This window comes from Pseudomonas sp. ADAK2 (assembly GCF_012935755.1).
Lineage (GTDB): Bacteria > Pseudomonadota > Gammaproteobacteria > Pseudomonadales > Pseudomonadaceae > Aquipseudomonas.
The window spans coordinates 6,013,684-6,035,396 of the sequence record NZ_CP052862.1 but is presented as its reverse complement, the minus strand read 5'-3'; the positions used below and the strand labels follow the sequence as shown (position 1 = coordinate 6,035,396).

The following is a 21,713-nucleotide window of genomic DNA, read 5'->3' as shown; positions in this document are numbered from 1 at the left end:
CCCCAAGAGGCTGCTAGCATCTGCGCAATATTGAATCCCGATCCGGCCCGATCATTCAGGTTGCCCATGCTCGAGACCGCAGCACTGCCAAGGAAAGCGACGCTGTCCCCGCCACTGGACACGCGGTATCAAGTCGAAACGCCCGAAGGCATCGACTTGCCACTGCGCCCGGCCGGGTTGATGGTCCGTGCGCTCGCGTTCTCTATCGACCTCGGCCTGCGCGGGTTGATCCTCGGCGTGCTGTTCATCGTCCTGGCATTTCTCGGCCAGCTCGGCGCCGGGCTGGGTTCGATCCTGCTGTTCGGGGTCAGTTGGTGGTACATGGTGCTGTTCGAGGTGCTCAACCAGGGGCGGTCACCGGGTAAGCAATGGATGGGGCTGCGCGTGGTGCAGGACGATGGCACGCCAATCGGCTGGTCGGCCTCGTTGCTGCGCAACCTGCTGCGTTTTGTCGACCTGTTGCCGTTTGGCTACTTCCTCGGGGCCATCAGTTGCCTGCAACACCCGAGCTTCAAGCGCCTGGGCGATCTCGCCGCCGGTACGCTGGTGATTTACAGCGAAAAACCGCTCACCCGCCCCGAATTACCCGAAGCCCAACCCCGGCGCCCGGCGTTTGCCCTGACGCTGACTGAGCAGCGCGCCATCCTCGGTTTTGCCGAACGCCAGGGTGAACTCTCCGCCGCCCGGGTCAATGAACTGGCGAGCATCCTTGCTCAACCGTTGCAGGTTCCGCCGCCGCAGGCCGTGGCCGAACTCAATGGCATCGCCCGCGGCTTGTTGGGCTCCACATGAAGCAAAGCCTTTTCGAAAGTCGCCACAAGGCCGAATGGGAACAGTTCGCCCTGGTCCTCGACCGGTTGGAACGAGGCAAGGATGCCTCACGCATCGCCAGTTTCCCCAAAGACTATCGCCGGCTCTGTCATCACCTGGCCCTGGCCCGGGAGCGTGGCTACAGCAGTTTCCTGGTGGACGTGTTGCAGCATCAGGTGCTGCGTGGCCATCAACAGTTTTATCGGCATCGCAGTCGGCTCGGGGCCAACGCGCTGGCGTTCATCCTCGCCGGCTTCCCGCAACTGGTGCGTCAGCAGTGGCGGTTTGTGCTCGCCGCCGGCCTGATGTTTTTCGGCAGCCTGATCGGCATGGGCGTGCTGGTGTACCTGTTCCCGGACCTGATCTACAACCTGATCCCGGCCGACCAGGTCAGCGAGATGCAAAGCATGTACGACCCGGTCGCCGGGCACCTCGGCCGTTCGGCGGAACGGGCGTCCAGCGAAGACTGGGTGATGTTCGGCTACTACATCATGCACAACATCGGCATCGCCTTTCAGACCTTCGCCAGCGGCTTGTTGTTTGGCTTGGGCAGTGCGTTTTTCCTGGTCTTCAACGGTTTGATGATCGGTGCGGTGGCCGGGCACCTGACCCACATCGGCTATGGGCAAACCTTCTGGCCCTTCGTGATCGGCCATGGTGCTTTCGAATTGAGCGGCATCGTCCTGTCCGGCGCCGCCGGCCTGCAATTGGGCTGGGCCCTGATCGCACCGGGACGCCTGCCCCGGGCCGAAGCCTTGCGCCTGGCCGCGCGCCAAAGCGTGTTGCTGATTTGCGGGGTCATGCTGTTTCTGCTGCTGGCGGCGTTTGTCGAAGCCTACTGGTCGTCCATGACCGCGCCCACGCCGATGACCAAATACCTGGTCGGCGCCGCGCTGTGGTTAGGGGTGGCGCTGTATTTGCTGTTGGCCGGACGGACTCGCCATGCGCCTGAGTGACGCCACCGTGGTGATTCGCCCGCGCAATACCTGGGAAGCCATGGACCTGGGCGTGCAGCTGAGTCAGCGACACCGCCGGTTGTTGATGACCAGTTGGGCCATCGTCACCTTGCCGATTTTCGCCCTGATCAGCCTGCTGCTATGGGATTCGCCGTCGCTGGCGGTGGTTATTTTCTGGTGGCTCAAACCGGCGTTCGATCGCCTGCCGTTGTTCATCCTGTCGAAAACCCTGTTCGGTGAAACGCCCACGCTCAAAGAGGCGTTGCGCCAATGGCCGCGACTGCTCAAGCCGCAATTATTGGCCAGCCTGACCTGGCGCCGCCTGAGCCTGAGCCGCAGCTTCCTCATGCCAGTGGTGCAACTCGAAGGCCTGGGCGGTACGGCACGCCAACAACGCTTGCACGTCCTGTTGCAACGCAACGCCGGTGCCGCGCAGTGGCTGACGATCATCGGCGCGCACCTGGAAAGCGCCCTGTGGATCGGCTTGGTGGTGCTGTTCTACCTGCTGGTGCCGCAACAGGTCGAGCTGGACTGGAGCTGGCAAACGCTGATCGACGCAGCCAATCAGGATTGGCTATGGCTGGCGCACCTGACCAACTCCTTTTACGCCCTGGTGCTGGTGGTCTGGGAACCGGTTTATGTGGCGTGCGGTTTCAGCTTGTACCTGAATCGACGCACGGTGCTGGAGGCCTGGGACATCGAACTGGTGTTCCGTCGAATGCGCCAGCGCCTGAGTAGCGCGGCAGCCGTCCTGCTGTTGGCGGTGGTTGTGCTGATGCCGAGCGCGCAAAGCGTCTGGGCCGCCGAGCCGGTCATTTCACCGGACACGCCGCGCTTGCTGGACCAGCCCCTGACCAGCCAGGCGTCCCGGGACAGCATCAAGGCGATTCTCGATCAGCCGCCGTTCAAGAATAAGGAAACCGTCACCCGTTATCGCTTTGGCGAGGACAAACCCGCCACCCAGACCGCGGACGATGGCAACACCCCGGAATGGCTGAAGGGGTTGGCGAGGATGCTCGACAATCCGCGTTTCGGTGCATTGGCCAATTTGATGGAAGTGCTGTTGTGGGGCGTGCTGGCGGCTGGACTGGGCGTGTTGATCTGGCGCTATCGCGAGTGGTTGCAGGCGTTTGTCAGCCGCCGGCCGGCCCTGCGCCGCAAGGTTGATCACCCTATGCCCAAGCAACTGTTCGGGCTGGACGTGCATCAGGAAACCCTACCCGCCGACGTCGCAACCAGTGCCGAAACCCTCTGGCAAACCCATCCTCGCGAAGCCCTCGGTTTACTCTACCGCGCCCTGCTCAGCCGCTTGCTGCACGACTTCAACTTGCCCTTGAAAGACGCCGACACCGAAGGCCAGGTATTGGAACGGGTCGGGCAACTGCAACAACCGGCCTTGCTGGCGTTCAGTCAAACCCTGACCCGGCACTGGCAGAACATGGCCTACGGGCATCGCTTGCCGCCGGAGCAGCTGCAACAGGAACTCTGCGACGGCTGGCGCGCACTGTTCAATCCGGGAGCCGCCCGTTGAGCCGGCGTGGGTGGCTGGTGCTCGGCGCGGTGTTTGCCGTGTTGTTCGGCGCGTTGTGCCTTTATCTGTACCTGAAAGCCACGCCTTATCAGGAGATCGTCGATCACGGTGCCTCCCCCGAGGCTCGGGCCAATCCCTATCTGGCGGCGGAGCAGTTCCTGCGCAAACAGGGCATAGCTGTGAACCACGCCAACAGCCTCGACGTGCTGCCCGGCATTGACCCGCGCCAACACAGCCTGTTGCTGTTCGGCGACCGCTCGAACATGACCCCGCGCCAGATCGATCAAGTGTTGAACTGGACCCGCGCCGGCGGACGCCTGGTATTCGTCGCTGAATCGCTGTGGGACGAAAAGACCAAACAGAGTAATGACCTGCTGCTCGACCGCGTGCAGGTGCATCAGTCCTTGAGCAAAGACCTCAAGGACCCGCCGCCCGATCCGACCGACGATCCGTATCCGAACCTGACCAAGCTCTACCTCGAAGACGAGGACGCCCCGGCTTACGCCAGCTTCGATACTGCGTTCCATCTCGAAGACCCGAAAAATCTCGCCCAGGCCTGGGCCAACAGCGGCAAGGCCACGCACATGATGCAACTGAGCCATGGGCTCGGCTCGATCACCGTGGTCACCGATGCCGACGTGTGGAAAGCCCCGGCCATCGAGCAGTACGACAATGCCTGGCTACTGTGGTACCTGAGCGCCGACACCAGCGTGACCTTGCTGTACAACACCGATCACGACTCGCTGCTGACCTTGCTGCTGCGCTATTTCCCCCAGGCGCTGGTCGCACTCGTCGCCCTGATCGCCCTCGGTGGCTGGCACGTCGGCGTGCGTCACGGTCCACTGCTGCAACCGGCGCCAAGGGCGCGCCGACAGCTTCAGGAACACTTGCGTGCCAGCGCCGATTTCATGCTGCGCCGCAACGGCCAGGTCCACCTGTTGCAGGCCTTGCAGCACGACATCCTGCGCCGCGCCCGGCGCCGTCATCCCGGTTTCGAACACTTGGCGGTTGCCGAACAATGGCTCGTATTGTCGCGCCTGACCCGGCAACCCACCCGCGCCATCAGCCAGGCCCTGAGCCCGCGCCCGAAACAGCGGCTGTCCAGCGCTGAATTCAGCCGTCAGGTCGCCCACCTGCAAACCTTGAGGAATGCCCTATGAGTGACATCGAGCCCGGCACACCCAACCACGCCGCCCAACAACGCCAGCGCGCCAGTCAACTGGCCCAGGCCGTGCGCGGCGAATTGCAGAAAGCCGTGATCGGCCAGAACAGCGTGATCGACGACGTGCTCACCGCGCTGATCGCCGGCGGCCACGTGCTGCTCGAAGGCGTACCGGGGCTGGGCAAGACCTTGCTGGTGCGCGCACTGGCGCGCTGCTTCGGCGGCGAGTTCGCACGCATACAGTTCACCCCGGACCTGATGCCCAGCGACGTCACCGGGCACGCGGTGTACGACCTGCAAACCGAGCAGTTCAAGCTGCGCAAAGGCCCGCTGTTCACCAACCTGCTGCTGGCCGACGAGATCAACCGCGCCCCGGCCAAGACCCAGGCCGCATTGCTAGAGGCCATGCAAGAACGCCAGGTCACCCTTGAAGGCCGGGCGCTGCCGATTGCGCAACCGTTCATGGTCCTCGCCACGCAAAACCCGATCGAACAGGAAGGCACGTATCCACTGCCGGAAGCCGAGCTGGATCGCTTCATGCTCAAGGTGCGCATGGACTACCCCGACGCCGAGCAAGAGCTGGACATGGTGCGCCAAGTCAGCCGCTCGACCCGGGCCGACATGCTCGACGTGCAGCCCTTGCGCACCGTGCTGCAAGCCAAGGACGTGATGGCGCTGCAACGGATTGCCAGCGATTTGCCCCTCGATGAACAGGTGCTCGACTACGCTATTCGCCTGTCCCGCGCCACCCGTACCTGGCCCGGTCTGACTCTGGGCGCAGGGCCGCGGGCATCCATCGCGCTGGTGCGTTGCGCCCGCGCCCGGGCGTTGCTGCGCGGTGGCGAATTCGTGATTCCGGATGACATCAAGGGCTGTGCCCTGGCGGTGCTGCGCCATCGGGTGCGGATTGCCCCGGAACTGGATATCGAAGGGCTGGATGTCGATCAGGTGTTACAGCAATTGCTCGATCAAGTGTCGGCGCCGCGCCTGTGAAACCGTCGCGCCTGCTGCTGATCTGGCTCTCGGTGCTGCTCGGTCTCGGCCTCCTGCTGGGCGCCTTGCGCGCGCTGGAAATTGCGATGCCGCAAAACCTGCAATCGATCAGTTGGGGGCTGCTGCTGGCGCTTCTGGCCTTGGCCATTCTCGACGCTATCCGCCTCAAACGCCTGCCCTCGCCGCGCCTGAAACGGCAGATGCCCGGCAGCCTGGCCCTGGGACGTTGGGGTGAGGTGCAACTGGCGATCGAGCATGACTTTACCCAACCCTTGAACGTGCAGATGTTCGATCATGCGCCCGAAGGCCTGGTCTTCGAACACTTGCCGCAATCAGTTGAATTGCAGCCCGGTCAACATAGCCAGATCACCTATCGCCTGCGCCCGCTGCAACGTGGCCATTTCCATTTCCAACACTGTGAAATCAACCTGCCCAGCCCGTTTGGCCTGTGGTCCGACAAACGCGTGTTGAGCGTGAACGACAGCACCCGCGTCTACCCGGACTTCGCCCGCCTCTATGGCGGCGAGTTGCTGGCGGTGGACAACTGGCTCAGCCAGCTCGGCGTACGGCAACGCCAACGGCGGGGCCAGGGGCTGGAATTTCATCAACTGCGCGAGTACCGCGAAGGCGACAGCCTGCGCCAGATCGACTGGAAAGCCACGGCCCGCCAGCGCACGCCGATTACCCGGGAATATCAGGACGAACGCGATCAGCAAATCATCTTCATGCTCGACTGCGGCCGGCGGATGCGCAGCCAGGACGGCGAACTCAGCCATTTCGACCACGCCCTGAATGCCTGCCTGTTGCTCAGCTATGTCGCGTTGCGCCAGGGCGACTCGGTGGGGTTGTGCACCTTTGCCGGCGAGACGCCGCTCTACCTCGCCCCGGTCAAAGGTGCGGGCCAGCTCAAGGCCGTGCTCAACGCCGTCTACACGCTCAACACCACCCAACGTCCCGCCGATTACCAGGCCGCCGTCAGCCAATTACTGGCCCGGCAGAAACGTCGTTCGCTGGTGGTCATGGTCACTAACCTGCGGGATGAGGACGACCAAGAGTTGCTCAACGCCGTGCAACGCCTGAGTCAGCAACACCGGGTGCTGGTCGCCAGCCTGCGCGAAGAAGTCCTCGATCAATTGCGCCAAACACCCGTGCAAACACTGCCCGATGCGTTGCTGTATTGCGGCACGCTGGATTACCTCAATGCCCGAGCCGAACTCCATGAACAACTGAACGCCCATGGCGTGCCGCTGCTCGAAGCGCTGCCCCAGGAGCTCGGTAACGGCTTGGTGACCCGTTACCTGAGCTGGAAGAAGGCCGGGGCGCTCTAGCTGTTGATCACCCGGACTGTCATCGACATCGACACCGTGCCCACAGGATTTTCCACCGCCGCCGCAATCGCGAATGTGCCAGCCACCGAACTCACAAATCTGAACGGGGCCCAGCCCTGATCGTTACTGTAGGTCTGCTCCCGCTCACTGCCATCGACCGACCACCTCACCAAAATACCCGCCACCGGTGCCGTCAGCCCCACCACCTGGATCTTGACATCCGATGGCCGGCCTACTTGGACAATGGCAGGCACCGCGTATATGCCACGCAACAATACCGCGGGCAAAGACTCCACACTGATGCGCTGCGTCTGGGTCCCTGGCAGGCCAGATGCCAGAGAAGCCACCAAATCGAACTCCCCAACGTCGCGTGTCTCGAAGGTTATCCGGGCGATGCCGCTGACGTCGGACGTGGAAACCGGCAGCGCCTGCCCCGCAAAGCGCCAATTGATCTCGATGCCCGGCAGGGGGTTGGTGCTGTCGGACTCCAGAACCAGCGCTCGGGCGGTCACCCTGTAACCGGTGAAGCTCTGTGTCCGGTCACAGATCAGCGACTCGATGACCGGCATCGTCGTCAGATTCAACCCGAGCAACGCCATGTCCCAGCCAGCTTCACCGCCTTCCACCATGGCCACTACCACGCTCTCCTCCCCTGCGGCCGTTACAAAGTCCAACCAGGCAAAACCATCCGCATCGGTCTCGCCGAACGGCAAGCGTGAACCGTTCAACTCCCACATCACCTTCACGTCTTGCAGCGGTTCGCCGGTGCGGCTGGAGGCGACCTTGACCCGAACCCGCGCCGAATCGTGCTCCGTACCGCCCACATTGATTAATTCAACGATTTTGCGCGGTTCGTTCAGGGTGAAGCCCGACGTTATCGACTCCGAGTACAGCGTATCCCCCACCGTCGCCGTCAGTTGCGCCGGGCCCGGCTGCGTCGGGATGAAGCTGATCTTCGCCACGCCGTAGTAGTCCGTCACCGATATCACCGTCCCCAGATCCGAGTTACGCCAGGTCACGGGCAAACCCGCCATCGATTTGCCACTGACCGACGACACCACCGTGACCTGTTCAAACAGTGTCTGCCCCCAATCCAGCGTCTGCGTCACGTGGTTGTCTACCTTGAACTTGACCACCTGGACCCCTGACCCGAGCGACATCGCATTGGCCAGTGACAATCGGGCGAGCCGGCTGGCGGCCAATCGCAGGGCAAATGCGCCGTCCTTCACATCGCCGACCACAAAGCCGTATCGCAGGCCGGAACTGGAAAACCAGCGCGCGGTCCCGAGCGCGTTGATCGGATCAAAACGAATACCCAGCTCTGCCGGCCCGGTGCCGGTCAACCCCAACACCAGATCCTGATCGAATAAAGGACTGTTGTCGGCCGCCATGATTTCGATGAGGTGATTGCCTTTGCGGCGCGGGAAACAGGTTTTACTGCCCCAGGGTTGTGGCGGCTGACCGTCAAAGCTGATCGTGACCCCTTCCCATGGATCGCTCGTCAACACGGTGACCATCATCGAGCGCTTGTCTTCATAACCGTCGTAAGGGCTGACAAGCACAGCCTCGACCACCTGCTGCCGTACGGCCGTAGGCACTAAGCCGAAACCGGTCCAACCTTTGGCATCGGTTTTTGTTTCGGCGGATTGCTCGCCGGCCAGCCATGTCACTGGCACCTGTTCAACAGCGAGGCCGGTGAAATGGGAAAACACCTGGATCCACGCCCAGGCGGGCTCCTGTCCCACCACCGGATCCACTGCCGCCTCGCGCCAAGCCTCAATCCTGACTTTGTTGTGCGCCAAAATCATCGAGGTCGCGGCCGAATCCAGACCCAACTGCGGCAGTTTCAGCGCCAGGGCAAACGTTCCCGGCGCGGGGCTGGCGGTGAAGTCCAGGGACCAGCGTGCACCGCCGTCGTCGATCACCTGCGACTGCGCCAAGGGCGGATCGATGCTCGCGCCCAACTGTTCAGGCAACGCTCCCGTCCACGACAACGTCGTCGAAAGCCCCACCAGCGGACTCAGCGCATTAGGCAATAAACTGAAACGGTGCACGGCCCCCAGGCACGGATACAGTGCCTGATCGCCGGGTACCACTGAAACCTGATCCAGTGTCAGGCTAGCTTCCTGGGCCAGGTCGGGGGCGACCAGACGCCCAAACAATTCCCGATCCAATGACAGCCGTGGGCTGCTCAATTTCAGTTCGAACAGGCTGCTTAGACTGGTCCCGAGCGCAGACGTAAACGTCCATTCCAGCCCTGCGGCAGTCAGGTTTCTGGGTGTTCCGATGTCGCTTGCCTCCAGCCCGATGGCCGGAGGTGTACCCCGCCAGTTCAACGTCACGGGTTGGCCGATCAAGGTGCTGCCGGGCAGTGGCTCGACTTTCAACGTGTGAGCGCGGCCACGCCAGCAAAGCACGCCCAGCACCAGACGATCGACCTCGACGTTGTCGAGCAGGATCCTGACCTCACTCTTCCACGGACTGGAGGCCAGGGCTCTGACATCAAAGTTACGTTCAACCGCCACAGCCTCTTCGTGCGCCCTGACACGGGCGGTGACAACCCAATTCCCGGCACTTTTCGGCGTATACAGCAAACTGGCCCAACCACCGGCCCCGGTGACGACAGTCGGCAGCGGGCCCTCGGGGGTGATCCAGTCAACCAGCGCATTGAAGACAGGGTCGCCATCGCCGCTGACCAGCACATGCACGACCTGAATCCGCAGCAGCACGTTTTCGTTTTCGTCCACCACCGGAAACCTGTTGGCCTCGCGTACCTCGCCGATACGGACCAGATTGCGTGCCAGCGACATGGTTTTTTTCGGTGACGGCAACAACAGCTTCGAGCAAACCAGCGATAGTTCGAACCGGCCGTCGAGGCGATCCTCGCTGGTCAGTGTCCAAGTCAGGTCGCGGCCATTGACCGGCACCGGCGATTCCAGCGCCGGGCTGACGACAACACCCAACTGTTCGGCGGAGTCGCCACTCCAGCGCAACTGCATCTCGCTGCCGGATAACAGGTGGTCGGCCGTCAGGCGTACCTGGAGCGGATAACCCGAGCCGCGATTGGGGTAGCCATTCGTGTCCTCCCAGCGTTTCTCGATGCCTTCGACGACGGACAGCAACGTCTTCCACGGATCAGTCGCCAGCACCCGCACCGCCAGCGTTGTTGAAACAATGCCGCTGGCGTAATAGAGGCTGGCGACCGTCGCTTCGATGGCGAAGTCCCCGGCCGTCGTCGGCACATACTTGAAGTATGCCCAGCCATCCTCGTCAGTCAGGCTGGCGCCTCTGACGCCCTGCCCGGCCACTGTCCAATTCACCGTGAGTGCGTCGAGTGTCTGGCCAGTGTAGAAAGACGCCACCTGAACCCCCAGCAGCGCCGTTTGCCCATGTTCCATCACCGGGTAATAGGCTGCCTCCAGTACGTCACGGAACACCAGGCGGTGATGGCCCAACGAAACCTCTATCGGGTAAGGCTCGGCGGTGTATTGATTGACCAACTGCATCGTCAACAAACGCGGGCTTGGGTCATCGAGCAACGGGCAGTCGAGTGACCACGGCGCCTCCAAAGGATGATCGACGCCCCAGTCCGGTTGCGCGAGGATGGCGCCTCGCGGATTGTTTTCAAGGGTCAGGGCTGCCTGGGTACCCAGCCACGGGTGTCCCGGCATGGGCACACATTCAAGACGATGCCGCGAACTGGCGGAGGCCCCCAGGCACAACGGCAGGACACCGGCCGCCGGCAACAACTCCTCATCCAGCTTCAGCGTTTGCAACTCCATCCGTGGTAAGTGCAGGGCCAGGTGTATACGGGTGATGCACGTCATCACATCGCCGGTTCCCCCCGTCGGACTGAACACCCTCACGCGAATCCGGTCATTGCTTTGCAGCGGCAGAGTCAGCCGGACTTCGTACTCGATCGGCAAAAACTCCAGCGGTTGCCCGCTCAGCAGACGCGCCCGGTCTTCTTCCTCGTTGCGCGCCTGGCCGAGCAGCAAAGGAATGTCCTGATTGTTCTCGGGATGGTCGACCATCTCGATCAACACCCGGCCCGTCCCGCTGTAACGCACCTCGCAGAGAAAGCTGAGCCCATACCAGACGTCGGTTCTCGCGGCCATGGGAACCGCGATCACCTGACTGACCGAAGCACCGTTACCGACCCTGAGAAAACGGGTCATCTCCCCCTGATAAAATTCCTCGGCCAGGCTGACCTCTCGTGTATTGGACGGGTGCTTGTTCCAGTGGTCGATGGCATGGCTGAAATCACCATTGACCACCAGGTTCTGATTAGCCTGAACGGCGGGATCACGCATGACCGCTTTCTCCTCTGCCTGTACGTTCGAGTTCGGGCGTTTCGGCTATGCTCACCAGATTTTCAACAGCGAGCCTGAAGCTCGGCTCACCGCCCTTGGCCGTGTAGCGAATACGCACAATGACATCGGTCAAAGAGCCCAGCATCGCGCTTTGCGCCTCTCTCTTGGGCCAGGGGAAAATCAATTGCCAGCGCGAGACAGCCCCCGTGTTCTGAAACGAATTGAGCAAACCTTCTTCGGGTTTGCTGACCGTCATGCCATTGTCCGCAATGCCCACCGACAGCGCGATCTGCTGCCCGCTGCGCAGGTCGAAGTGCACATCGGCCGGCGCTACCGAGTCCTCAGGCATGAGCAAATACCCGACCGAATGCGCCGACGGTTTGGTGGCGGTCATGCTGCCAATCTGCTGCAAGGTTGCGCGCACGTCCTCGTAAGGACCGACCAGCACCGGCAGATCGACCTCGACGGAATTGATCAGCCGGCAGTATTCGCCGGGGTGTTCTCGGTCGAACAGCAACTGCGTCAGCTTGAACTCCAGAACACCGGTGTCTTGCAACTTCGCCAGCGCCGCATTCCAGTCGGCATGCAGCGCTTGCGGATCGCTGGCGTCGTCGAACAATCGCCGCAGGGAAACGGTCTTGACCCGTTCCAGCCGTCGCTCGTAGCTTTGCAAGTGCTTGCGTTCCATGCGCAACAGGAATTCGCGCAAGTGCTCCCCGGCCGTCAATCCATAACGGTTTTCGAGCCACACCTGGGGCAAGGTAGCGGCTGAATCGTAATCGCCGGTTTCAGCACTCAGGGAGGCCTGGGCACTCAGGCACAAACTGACCACTGCGTCGTGAGCCTGGTAGTGCAAGGCCTTGAGCTGGCCCAGCAGCCAGCCAAACAGTTCAGCACTGGTCGAGCGTTTTTTCAGGAAGTCATGAACCGCCAGCGCCTGGGCATTGGCTCGCAGGGTCTGATCGAGGCTCGCCCTGGCCGCGTCTACCGCGATGCGTTGCGCGGTAATCTGCTCATCGATGGCCAGCAACTCCGCCAGGGCCTGATTGCGTTGCAGCTCCCATTCGCGACGACGCAGGCGATAGCTTTCGGTGACGGATTGCTTGTCGGCATCCAGTTGCACGATTGCAGCAGCGAGTTCCAGGCCTTGACCCACGACGGTAGGAAGGGCGCCAGGACGATGGCCGCCACTGGCCACGCCAAAAATGTTCGGCAAGGCGTCGAACACCCCCCCCAGGGAACGAAGCGCCGTTGACGCAAAGTTCAGTTTTTTGGCCGAATCCAGACTTTCCATGACCTCGTATTCCATCTTGCTGACGTTTTCGTCATACCAGCGGGCATAGGTGTCGGCACGCTCCTGCACCGTGGCGCGGCTTTGACGCAACGCCGACACATTCGCTTCCAGTTGGGCGATGCTCTGCTCCTGGACCGTGCGCGCGTAATCCCCCAGTTCCACCAGATGGTTTTGTTGCATCTCCTCCTGTTCGGCCCGATCCCGTTGTTCAAGCAGGCGCAATACTTGACCGCCGTAGTCTTGCAATGTCTGCACGGCACGCAGCGCGACCTCGAATGACACCCGCCAATGAAAGGCGCCCACCACCAGGCGTCCACCCATCGGGCGTGGCCCGCCGACGCCACCGGCGGCCAGGGTACGCAACAATTGGTTCGGATCGGTCGGCGGGCTGAACAGCGGCGTATTCAGCGGCTTGCCATCCAGCGTCAGATTGTTGCGCAGGTTATTCAGACGCCTGCCAGGCAGGTCGTACAGCTCGAGCAACTGCTCGTTGATCGGCAGTTTGAACGGCTCGTTGGCCAACAGGCCGAGCAAGGGTGAGGCCGGCGCTGAAGGCGGAATATCGCCCAGGGAAACCTCCAGGGTTTTCTCGAACTTTTCCAGCGCCGGGCGCGTGCTGCTGGACTCCAGCAGTTGAGCGACTGTTAGGGGTTCCCACGCAGTCACCGCCCGTGCCACCGGTGGTTTTCCCATCAGGAATTCGGCCTGCACATAGCACAGCTTGGCCGCCACCAGACTGTCCCGAGTGAGTTGGCGGTAATACCAGTCGCCCCAGGCAATCAGGTTTTTCACATACTCGGTAAACACCAGAATCCGCAAGTGCTGGGGCGCCGAGTAGCCGATGGCATCCGGATCGGCCGGCATTTGGGTTTCACAGCCCAGGTTACCGTCGCTGATTATCGGCCGGCAGCGCCAGTAAGCCGGTTTGTCTGTATCTTCCGGCGGTACGGATACCTCGCCCGCCGGTGCCCGAGGGTCGAACAGGTAATGCAGCCAGTCCTGCGCTTCCTGATAACGATCTTCGGTGCGCAGGCGAGTAGCAACCAGGTGCGGCAGGTGAAACGACAGCTCCCAGAAGTACAAACCGTTGGCACCGTCGTAGGCACCGTTCGGTTCGTCGAGGGGAGCGGAATCAGGTCGCGGTTCCGGCAGGAATTGCGTGTCCCAGTCCAGGACGGCATCCACTGAAACATGGGCGCGTTGCACCAGTTCGGGCCCGAACAACGAATTCAAGCGGGCATGGGTCAGTGTTCCGGGCTGCCTGAAGGCGATGAACTGCGCGGCGTTGGCGATGTTTTTTTCCAGGGCTGCCGGCACGAACCGGGGAAGACCGCTCATCGTCAGGACAAATCTATTTGTGCCATAGGGCGCGGTCCCCCCTAATGTAAACTGTGCATCCGAAGCAAAACCGCCTGCCGTCCGTGTGAGCTCCATCCAGGCCGTCGACCAGCCGCCGGCAGTCGACGCGCTCAGAGTAACCGGTCTCGGATCACCGCTGGCCCCATTGAGCAACGTCAATGTGAACAGCGCATTCGCAGGGGTAAGCGGAGTGGACTTGCACACCCCTCTGACCAACAACCGATCCTCGGCGCTACCGCTGATAAACAACACCTGTAAGCCGTAATAACTTGTCAATGAGCCCGCAGCCTCCACGGTAGCGGTGACCTTCGGCTGGTTCTTCGCGAACAACGGATGCTGCACAATCAAGGTACTGGTGAAGCGACGGGACGCCAGATAATTCAGCCACGTGCCGTCGTCTTCCGGCACCGGACGCATCAGCACATCGCGCATCGCGTACACGTTGTAGCTGGTCAATAACACGCCCAGCATGCCTTTGGGCTGACGCTCATCAACCGCTATCGTTGCGATCAACCGAGCGTTGGTGGACAAGTCCTTCTCAGGCTCGCTGCTGTGCAAGTTCAACGGTGCCGACCATTGCCCGTTCTGGGTCATGAACGCCAGATTGATCTCGAGTTTGTATGGCAAACGCACGATTGTCTCGTCGCCGAGTACCTCGACGACCTGGTCACGCAACTGCGCCCACAGCACGCACAACCGTCCGCCCCAAAACACCGGGCGAATGTCCAGCACGCGGTCGCCCGTGCCGATCTCAACTGCCTGCCATTCCCCCCACGCCACCGGATTGATGGCGGTGCCGCCCGGAGAGAGTTCAATCTCGGCCTTGCGCCAGAAATACTGGAACGGCGGCACGCGCTGGCGGCCGATAAAGTAATAGTCGGCATGCATCGGCGTGGCGCCGTCCATGTAACTGCTGAGCACATCCAGGTTGCAGATTTGCTCGAAACCTTGCAGGTAGTTCTGCAAGGCCCGTTGCACCGAATCACTGTTGAGGCGTGTCTGGTTCAGGTCGTTTTCAAGCGCCTTGAACAGGTTGGTCTTGCGCTGGCGCACGAACGGGGTGATGTAGTTCTCCGGATAGCACCTGATTTTTGTCACCGCCACCCAGTCCGGGTAGTTGCTGTACAGCTTCCAGAGTTGCAGATTCCTTTCCCAGTTCTGCTGAGCCTCCGGGCTGAGCGGCGTTTGTCCATAGCCCGGTTCCAACTGGCGATACACCGCATGGATAAATTGTTGGGCGCAACTGATCGCCTCGGCCACCCAGGAACTCTGCACCGGATAGTTGTCCAGCGGATCCAGGCGCAGCAGCTCGAACAGATCCCCCGGCGTTCTCAAGAAGCGGTACTGGCCATCGCCGGTTTTGCTGACCTGCCCGATGCAGTACTCGACCAGGGCAGAACGGCGTTTCTCTAGCAGATCGTCAATGTTGTGCTGTGCCATGTTCCTTGCTCCTGTACCCGTCGGCGCCAACCGCCATACGGCCGTCGTCATTCGGTGTCATTGCCGGCAAATGTGATGGGGTCGAACACTACGAAACCCTCCGCGCTCTCGATGAGCGCGGTGACGTTGAAACGCCCACCGTTGGCGCTGGAGACAAAGGCCCGTGCCAGCCCCTCCTGATTGCTGCGCCCCTGTGCCGGCCGGATGGTCGCGGACCCCGTCGTGCCGCTGAACGGCTCCACAAACCAGCGCACCAACTGATCTTTGCCAAGGTTCCTGTATCGATCCCTCAGGGTGCCGTAAAGCTCGAATTCCCGGCCCGCCGGCACTGGCTCCGTCGGCACCAGAGACATGGATGCCGGCAGCATCGTCAGGGTGGTCACGTCGGGGATGACGTTGATGGTCCGGGTTTTTTCGGGCTCCATCAGATCCAGCCAGTACAACAGTTGCTGCGGCCCCAAGACCTTGCCCACGTACTCGGCCTTGACCTGGCCGTTTTCGTCGGTCGCTTGCGTCTCGATGGTGCCGAGGCTGTCCTGCCAGTGCACATTGACGTGCGGCACAACCGTGCCGTCGGGGTTAGTGAGCGTCATGGTAAAGATGATCTTGTCGGTCGGGGAGTTGGCGACCACATTGGTCTTGTCTGGGTGACAGTCCAGCTTGACGATTGGCTCGGGCACCTCGTCGTGGTAGGCAGCCGCCGGAGCACTGGCTTCGGTAAGACTCAGCAAGGCACTTTCAGCGGCGAGCCGGTAAGCCTCTTTATCGACCGGCGTATCAATTGTCTCCGGCAAATTGCCTACCCGGAAGATCGTCAAGGCATCCATGCCGGTGTGCCGCGCCAGCACGCGGATTCGCATCAACAGATCCAGTTGAATCAGGTTTTTTATCAGGCGCTCTTCGGGGTCGATATGCGTGACGCACGCCCGCACTTCTTCAACGCTCCAGTCGAAAAACGCGGCCAGGCGGATCGAGGCCGCCTTCTGCGCAATGCCCAGCGCTTCCGCGGAAATCGACTCCGGCAGTGAATTGACCTCGCGCAGGTAATCCAGCAGTTTCCCGGCCGGCTGCTCACCGAGTTCAAACGCCCGGGTCAGCGCCGTCAGGTAGTAAAGGGGGCGCACGGAAAAATCGTGCCGGTCGAGCTGATCCAGCCACGCCTTGTGGCCATATTGCAGATAGTCCTGCAGCAGCGTGGCACTCAGATCAAGTTGCAATACGACGTTGCTGCGCCGCCGTACATCGGCCAGCAAGGTGATCGTGGGATCCGGCTCGTCACTCAACGTGCCCGTCCACTCGCGCCCGGACTGCTCCAGCACTTGGCGCAGCAGTTGGTAAACCGTGCTATTTGCCCAGACCAGCACATGGGACACCCGCTCGGCATCAAGGCCGGTGTACACCGCCAGGGTTTCCTTGACCACCGATGCCTGCGCATCCCGGGCCTGCAGCAACACCGTGAGCATCCTCTCGACAATGACCGCACGCACTGAGGCGTCTGCCTCACCCAGGCCATCGCGAACCGCCTTATCCAGTTCGCTGCGGGCGAACAGCAGATAGTCGGTTTCAGTTAGGTCAGAACTCATCACCAACCCCGAGGGATCGACCAGCGTCCCCAGCAGGTCCAGCCAGTCGGTGCCGACCAGCGGCGGGACACCGACCATCAGCAGGGTGGCATTGGTGAACAACGCGGCGGGTAACAGATTGCCCGCCTGCTCGAACAGTTGGCGTTCCTTCTCTGAGGCCACCACCAACGCCGCTGGCGGTGACACCTGCTGCAGCATCCACAGCACCGGCAACTGGCGATCCCGGCACCATCCCACGCAAGCATGCAGGGCATAAATGAGGTTCAGCACATCGGGAACGGTATCGCTGCCAGGGGCCGCCTTGATCGACGGAATGCCCGCCAGGCCATCAACCCAGTTTTCACCACCCAGCAAGGTCAACATCAGCACGCCCTCGACCGGAGTGATGCCCAACAGACGCGGCAGCTTCACCAACCGGTAGAACGCGGAAATGATCGCAGGGCTGCGTTGCAAGGTGGTGGTACAGTTCTGCGCCCGGGCGACCGCCATGGCCAGGTATTGGTAGGTCTTCAGATCAATGCCCAGGCCGCTGCACAAGCGGTTGATCGTCAGATCCGTGGCCCCGGTCGCCGGGATGATCGGGAACTCATCGTTATCCAGTATCAGCGGTTCGCGATAGCTGCCCTGGTTATTGAACACCTGGTCGAACGGCGACAGCGCATCGCCCCGCCCGTAGATCGCCATCTCATCGATAAACGCCGCGAAGTCCTGCGCCGTGCAACCGTAACGCTCGCGCAATGTTTGAAACAAACCCAGGGCATGCACCGTGGAATTGCTTATCCACCACGTGTGCGGGGCTTCGCGCTTTTCGGCCTTGATCGCCGCGACCAACAGCGCATCCACCTGATCGCTGGGCAACTCCAGCCATTGATCCAGGCGCAGTTTGCGATTCATCCGGTCATAACGGGCAAATGCGCTGACCGGATCCGCACTCAGGCGGTGGAATGCCCCGCCCGCTTCGTTGTAATTGATCGTGATCGCCGGAGAGGCGCCACCATTGACATAAACCGAGCCTGAACGCTCGCTTTCGCCAACCGCAGGCGCCTGAGGCGACTCATACACGGTCACATTGGCCGAGCGGGTCGGGGCAAAATCACGCACCGATAGCAGTTTCTCAACGCCCCGGGCATCGAGCTTGGTGCGCTCACCGAAAAACTGCACCTGATTGAGGTTGTTAAAGGTCGCACCTTCCACGCCGAAATCGCTCAGGTAAAATGCTTCCCACCCGTCCTCGTCAACCGGCGCCTCAGTCAATAATTGCCGTTGATAAGGTCCCAGCCGCGAGGCGTGAGCCAGGGCCCGTTTCGCATCGTTGTCCCAGGCCAGGGGCTGAAGGAAATAGGGCGAGTGCAAATCCACCATATGGGCAAAGTTACCCACCGACAGACCATAATGACGACCGACCACATCCAGCGTGACCCAGTGCCGGAAATACGGCAGCCCATTGGGGTAGCGGGCCGCGATCAAGGCGGCTTCAAGATCGGTCGAAGGATTCACACCGTTGATGAAGGCCTCCAGCACCGAGACGATGATGTCTACGGCAGAGACCGATTGGTGCACCGCGTTGAAATCAATGCGCAACGGCATCAGGTCCTTGCGACGGTCATGCAAGAGCAACTTATCGTCCGCGCCGAGCGGTTCGATCCGGTCGCGGATCCAGCGCATCAGCTCGACCAGATACGCCACGGGCGAGGTCTCCGATTCCAGCGCATCATGCGGACACAATTTTTCAAAGTTGGGAGAGAACAAACGCTCATAACTGGGCCCCGAAACCAGCGACAACAGCCCGCTCGACGACGTGCCGGCGTGCTCCCCGGAACCTGTCAGGCTGTGCTCGATAAACTGGCGTTGCACATACATGGCCAGGCTGTTGGCCCGGCGCAAGAACTGCTGGGCCTCCTCACGGCCCAGCCCGTAATCACGCATCAGCCCCAGCACGCCCCGCTCCACCAGAGGAAAGATCGATCCATCCTGATTGATGTAAGTCGCCAGGTCGGCATGGGTGACGCGTTGTTCCTCATCGAACACCTGCTCGAACAATTGTTGGATAGGACGATTACGGGAGTCCGCCATGGCCAAGCTCCTTGATGTGTGTAGGAACCCGAACTGCTGTCGGGACATTCATCTTGTCGTGCCAATCTGCGCGTGAAGGCTGGAGCCGTCTACTGTCAGAACTGACAGTAGACGTGACCGTTTATCGGGCGGGGGGGGCTCAGCGCGACGGTGGCTCTTCGACTTCAAAACGGCCACTCTCGCTCCAGTCGGAGATCGTCGAGGCATCGGCGCCATCGACGATGGTCTGATGGAACCGGCACCAATTGCCGCCTGCCGACAGCGTCCGAGCCGACACCCCTTGCCAGCCCTGCGCACTGACGGCGAGATTCGGCGCCCATGGCTGATCGGGGTCGAACCAGCTGTGCAACTGACCGGTTCCCGCTCGGCCCTGACCGCTGAAGGTCACAGAATTTCTGACCCAGCGTCCCGCCTGCGGTGAATCGATGATGGGCAAATAGCTGCCGAGCACCACCGGCTGTCGTGCGGAACGGTCCGACTCAAACCCGTCATACGAAGCCACCGCCACCAGTTCGTAAGCTCCACCGGGTTGAGTGAGGGAGGTGAGGATCGACCAGGTGCGATCCTTCGCTACCAGAGCGCTGCCCAGCCGGACATCCTTCAGGAAACTGGTGATCGTATCCCCCGGCACACCGAAACCGGACACCACGGTCGAGTAGCCGACGTGTCCATCCTTGACCGGTGTTTCGATGTAAGGCGCGGCGGGCACCACGTTGCACGTCAACAGCGGACTTTCCCTGGAAACCTCCAACCCAATGGCTTGCCTGGCCCGCAACTTCGTTACCCCGACGGGCAGCGTCACTAAACCCTCCCAGAAGCGTGCGTCATTGACCGGGACACCCTTGAGCAAAAAATCAACGTGATCGTCCAGCCACACGTCGACAGTTGCACCGGGCGTTCCCTCGCCGGAAATCATCGACATCCGCGGCAAATCACCACCCGGCTGTGGCACCGTGAACACCGGTGGCGTCAACACCACGTTCACCACGACCGGGTCGCTGCGCTCGGACGGCCGATCGTCCAGGGTCTGTTGTGCGTCAAGGATGCGTCGGCCGAATGGCAGGCCCTTGAGCTCGATGGACCAGTCGCCATCACTGGTCAACAGTTTGGCCGTCCCCGCATTGATGCCGTCGATACGCAGCTGCATCGATGCCCCGGTCATACCTTGTCGGCCACGGATGGTCAGGTCGCGCTCCACCTCTATCTCGTTCGTGGGATAAGTGATGACGGGTTTGAGCAGCGTCCGTCTCACCACGAACGTACGCGTTGTGGGCGGCGAGGTTTGCTGCGCCGCGATCTGGGTGACCTTCACCGTATGGGTCACGTAGGGAGCGAAGGGCGTACTACGCCGGAAGGTCCAGGTGCCACCCGTTACGGTAGCAATTTCGACCTTGCCTGGGTTATCGCTAAAGGTGAGCCTGACCAACGTGTCCGTTTTCCAGCAGGTGCCCTCGATAGTGGGTGATAAATCGTTGTCCACCAGGCGGGTGATCGGCGGTGCCAGCGGCGGGATCTTCACCACAAGCCGGACCCAGTTCGCCGAGTCCCGGCCGTTGAGACGCTGCTTCAAGTCAACGTTCTGGTGGAGCGTCGGTCCCCATTCTTGCTCCGACTCGCTGAACCAGCGACCGTTGACCACTAGAGCATTCGGTACGGCATTGTCACCGCCTTGTTTTTTGATCAGCACAGTGGCGCCGTTCGTGCCTCTGCCGGTAAACGTAGGCCTGTAACTATATTCATTGGGCCGATCGGGCACCGGGTCGGGGACTGGCTCGAGTTCCGGCGGGAGGATGGTGAAATTGAAACGAAGGTCATGCGAAGGGATCCAGCCGCCAGCATTGTCGGAAATCTTTTGGATTGCCGAGTAGGTATAGGCTCCGGGGGTCCAGGCCGTAGTGCTGATCTGCCAGACACCACCGGCCACCACGATTTCCGGCAATGGTTTGTTGGCCGGCCCACTGACGTAGCTCAGCACCAGGGTGGCGCCGTTGTAGCCCGTACCCGAAAATTTCGCGCCTTGGTTGTCTTGTTGCGTGACGGTAATACCGGCCACCCTGGGAGGGCGAACCTTGAAAAAACGCACAACGCTAAGAGCACCCGGCCGGCCATTAACAAACTGTCGGGCAACAATCGAACGTGGGCCCGGCACGAAATGTATACTCCCCCCCCAGCCCCCCGTCAGCGCGACCGGTGAGCTGCCCAACTCGCGGTGGGTCAAATCTTCGAGAATCTTCACGTTGGCGGAATAATCGCCGCCCGTTCCGCTGACCCAGGTATTCACATCTTGCGTCGAGCCCTGCTCAGGCTTGTTGATCTGCGGCGCGGGCAGCGCCAGCCGGACCGAAAAGGTAACGGGTTTGCTGGGAAACTCTTGCCCGTCGACGCCGATCGCCACGGCGATGATCGTGTGTGTCCCCTCACCCAGCACAACTGAAATCGACCAAGGGCCACCCACTGTGGGAAAAGGATAGGCTGTAGCCAGTAGAAGCTCGGTACCGTCGGCATTGCGCTTGCGCACTTGAACGAAGACCGGAGCCAAGACACCGCCCTTGACCGCAAAAATCGACCTCGTCTCCACTTTGCCATTTACAGGGGATGAAATGTGAGCAACGTCTGCACTGAGCTCGTTGCCTGAAAGTCCATCGTCATCGCTGGCCATGTTTTAGCGCTCCATACAGCACATTCGCAATACGCACTGTTTTACGTTGCCTGCGCGACGGTTTCTACCTGTAATAACTGACAGTCCTGACGAACGGTCTTACGGACTTTTCCCACGTTTTTTGAGGCCTACGAAGCCTTGCGCCTTTGCCTACAAGTCCGCCAGAATCGGCCGGCTTGTGCACTTTTGACCTGCCCCGTAACTTGATTCGT

Annotated in this window: 10 protein-coding genes; 6 read left to right on the top strand and 4 right to left on the bottom strand. The window is 61.4% G+C overall.

Annotated elements, in window-relative coordinates:
• Positions 1 to 66: 66 nt before the first annotated feature.
• Genes HKK52_RS27670 through HKK52_RS27645 form a run of 6 tightly spaced genes read left to right on the top strand, consistent with a single transcriptional unit; the run spans position 67 to position 6,780 of the window.
• On the top strand, positions 67 to 792 hold the full coding sequence (locus tag HKK52_RS27670; RefSeq protein ID WP_169373386.1) for an RDD family protein: 726 nt from the start codon (positions 67 to 69) through the stop codon (positions 790 to 792).
• On the top strand, positions 789 to 1,766 hold the full coding sequence (locus HKK52_RS27665; RefSeq protein WP_169373385.1) for a stage II sporulation protein M: 978 nt from the start codon (positions 789 to 791) through the stop codon (positions 1,764 to 1,766). Before HKK52_RS27670 ends, HKK52_RS27665 begins: the two co-directional genes overlap by 4 nt.
• Positions 1,753 to 3,297: a DUF4129 domain-containing protein gene (locus HKK52_RS27660; protein WP_169373384.1), complete on the top strand. Its 1,545-nt coding sequence runs from the start codon at positions 1,753 to 1,755 to the stop codon at positions 3,295 to 3,297. The genes HKK52_RS27665 and HKK52_RS27660 overlap by 14 nt, the downstream gene beginning before the upstream one ends.
• Positions 3,294 to 4,457, top strand: a complete 1,164-nt coding sequence (locus HKK52_RS27655; RefSeq protein WP_169373383.1) for a DUF4350 domain-containing protein — start codon at positions 3,294 to 3,296, stop codon at positions 4,455 to 4,457. Before HKK52_RS27660 ends, HKK52_RS27655 begins: the two co-directional genes overlap by 4 nt.
• Positions 4,454 to 5,452 (top strand): AAA family ATPase, encoded by a 999-nt coding sequence (locus HKK52_RS27650; protein ID WP_169373382.1) that lies wholly within the window; start codon positions 4,454 to 4,456, stop codon positions 5,450 to 5,452. Before HKK52_RS27655 ends, HKK52_RS27650 begins: the two co-directional genes overlap by 4 nt.
• The gene (locus HKK52_RS27645; RefSeq protein WP_169373381.1) at positions 5,449 to 6,780 is read left to right on the top strand and encodes a DUF58 domain-containing protein; all 1,332 of its coding nucleotides are present in this window, start codon (positions 5,449 to 5,451) and stop codon (positions 6,778 to 6,780) included. Before HKK52_RS27650 ends, HKK52_RS27645 begins: the two co-directional genes overlap by 4 nt.
• Here HKK52_RS27645 and HKK52_RS27640 read toward each other — a convergent pair.
• The 4 genes from HKK52_RS27640 to HKK52_RS27625 all read right to left on the bottom strand — a co-directional run bounded on the left by HKK52_RS27640 (position 6,777) and on the right by HKK52_RS27625 (position 21,501).
• Positions 6,777 to 11,093 (bottom strand): Ig-like domain-containing protein, encoded by a 4,317-nt coding sequence (locus tag HKK52_RS27640; protein WP_169373380.1) that lies wholly within the window; start codon positions 11,091 to 11,093, stop codon positions 6,777 to 6,779. The genes HKK52_RS27645 and HKK52_RS27640 overlap by 4 nt on opposite strands.
• The gene (locus HKK52_RS27635) at positions 11,086 to 15,186 is read right to left on the bottom strand and encodes a neuraminidase-like domain-containing protein (RefSeq protein WP_169373379.1); all 4,101 of its coding nucleotides are present in this window, start codon (positions 15,184 to 15,186) and stop codon (positions 11,086 to 11,088) included. Before HKK52_RS27635 ends, HKK52_RS27640 begins: the two co-directional genes overlap by 8 nt.
• Before the next feature lie 47 nt (positions 15,187 to 15,233).
• Positions 15,234 to 18,842, bottom strand: coding sequence for a Tc toxin subunit A (locus HKK52_RS27630; protein ID WP_169373378.1), 3,609 nt, complete (start codon positions 18,840 to 18,842; stop codon positions 15,234 to 15,236).
• 139 nt (positions 18,843 to 18,981) lie between these two features.
• A complete protein-coding gene (locus HKK52_RS27625) occupies positions 18,982 to 21,501 on the bottom strand; it encodes a hypothetical protein (protein ID WP_169373377.1) in 2,520 nt (839 codons plus the stop codon).
• Positions 21,502 to 21,713 lie beyond the last annotated feature (212 nt).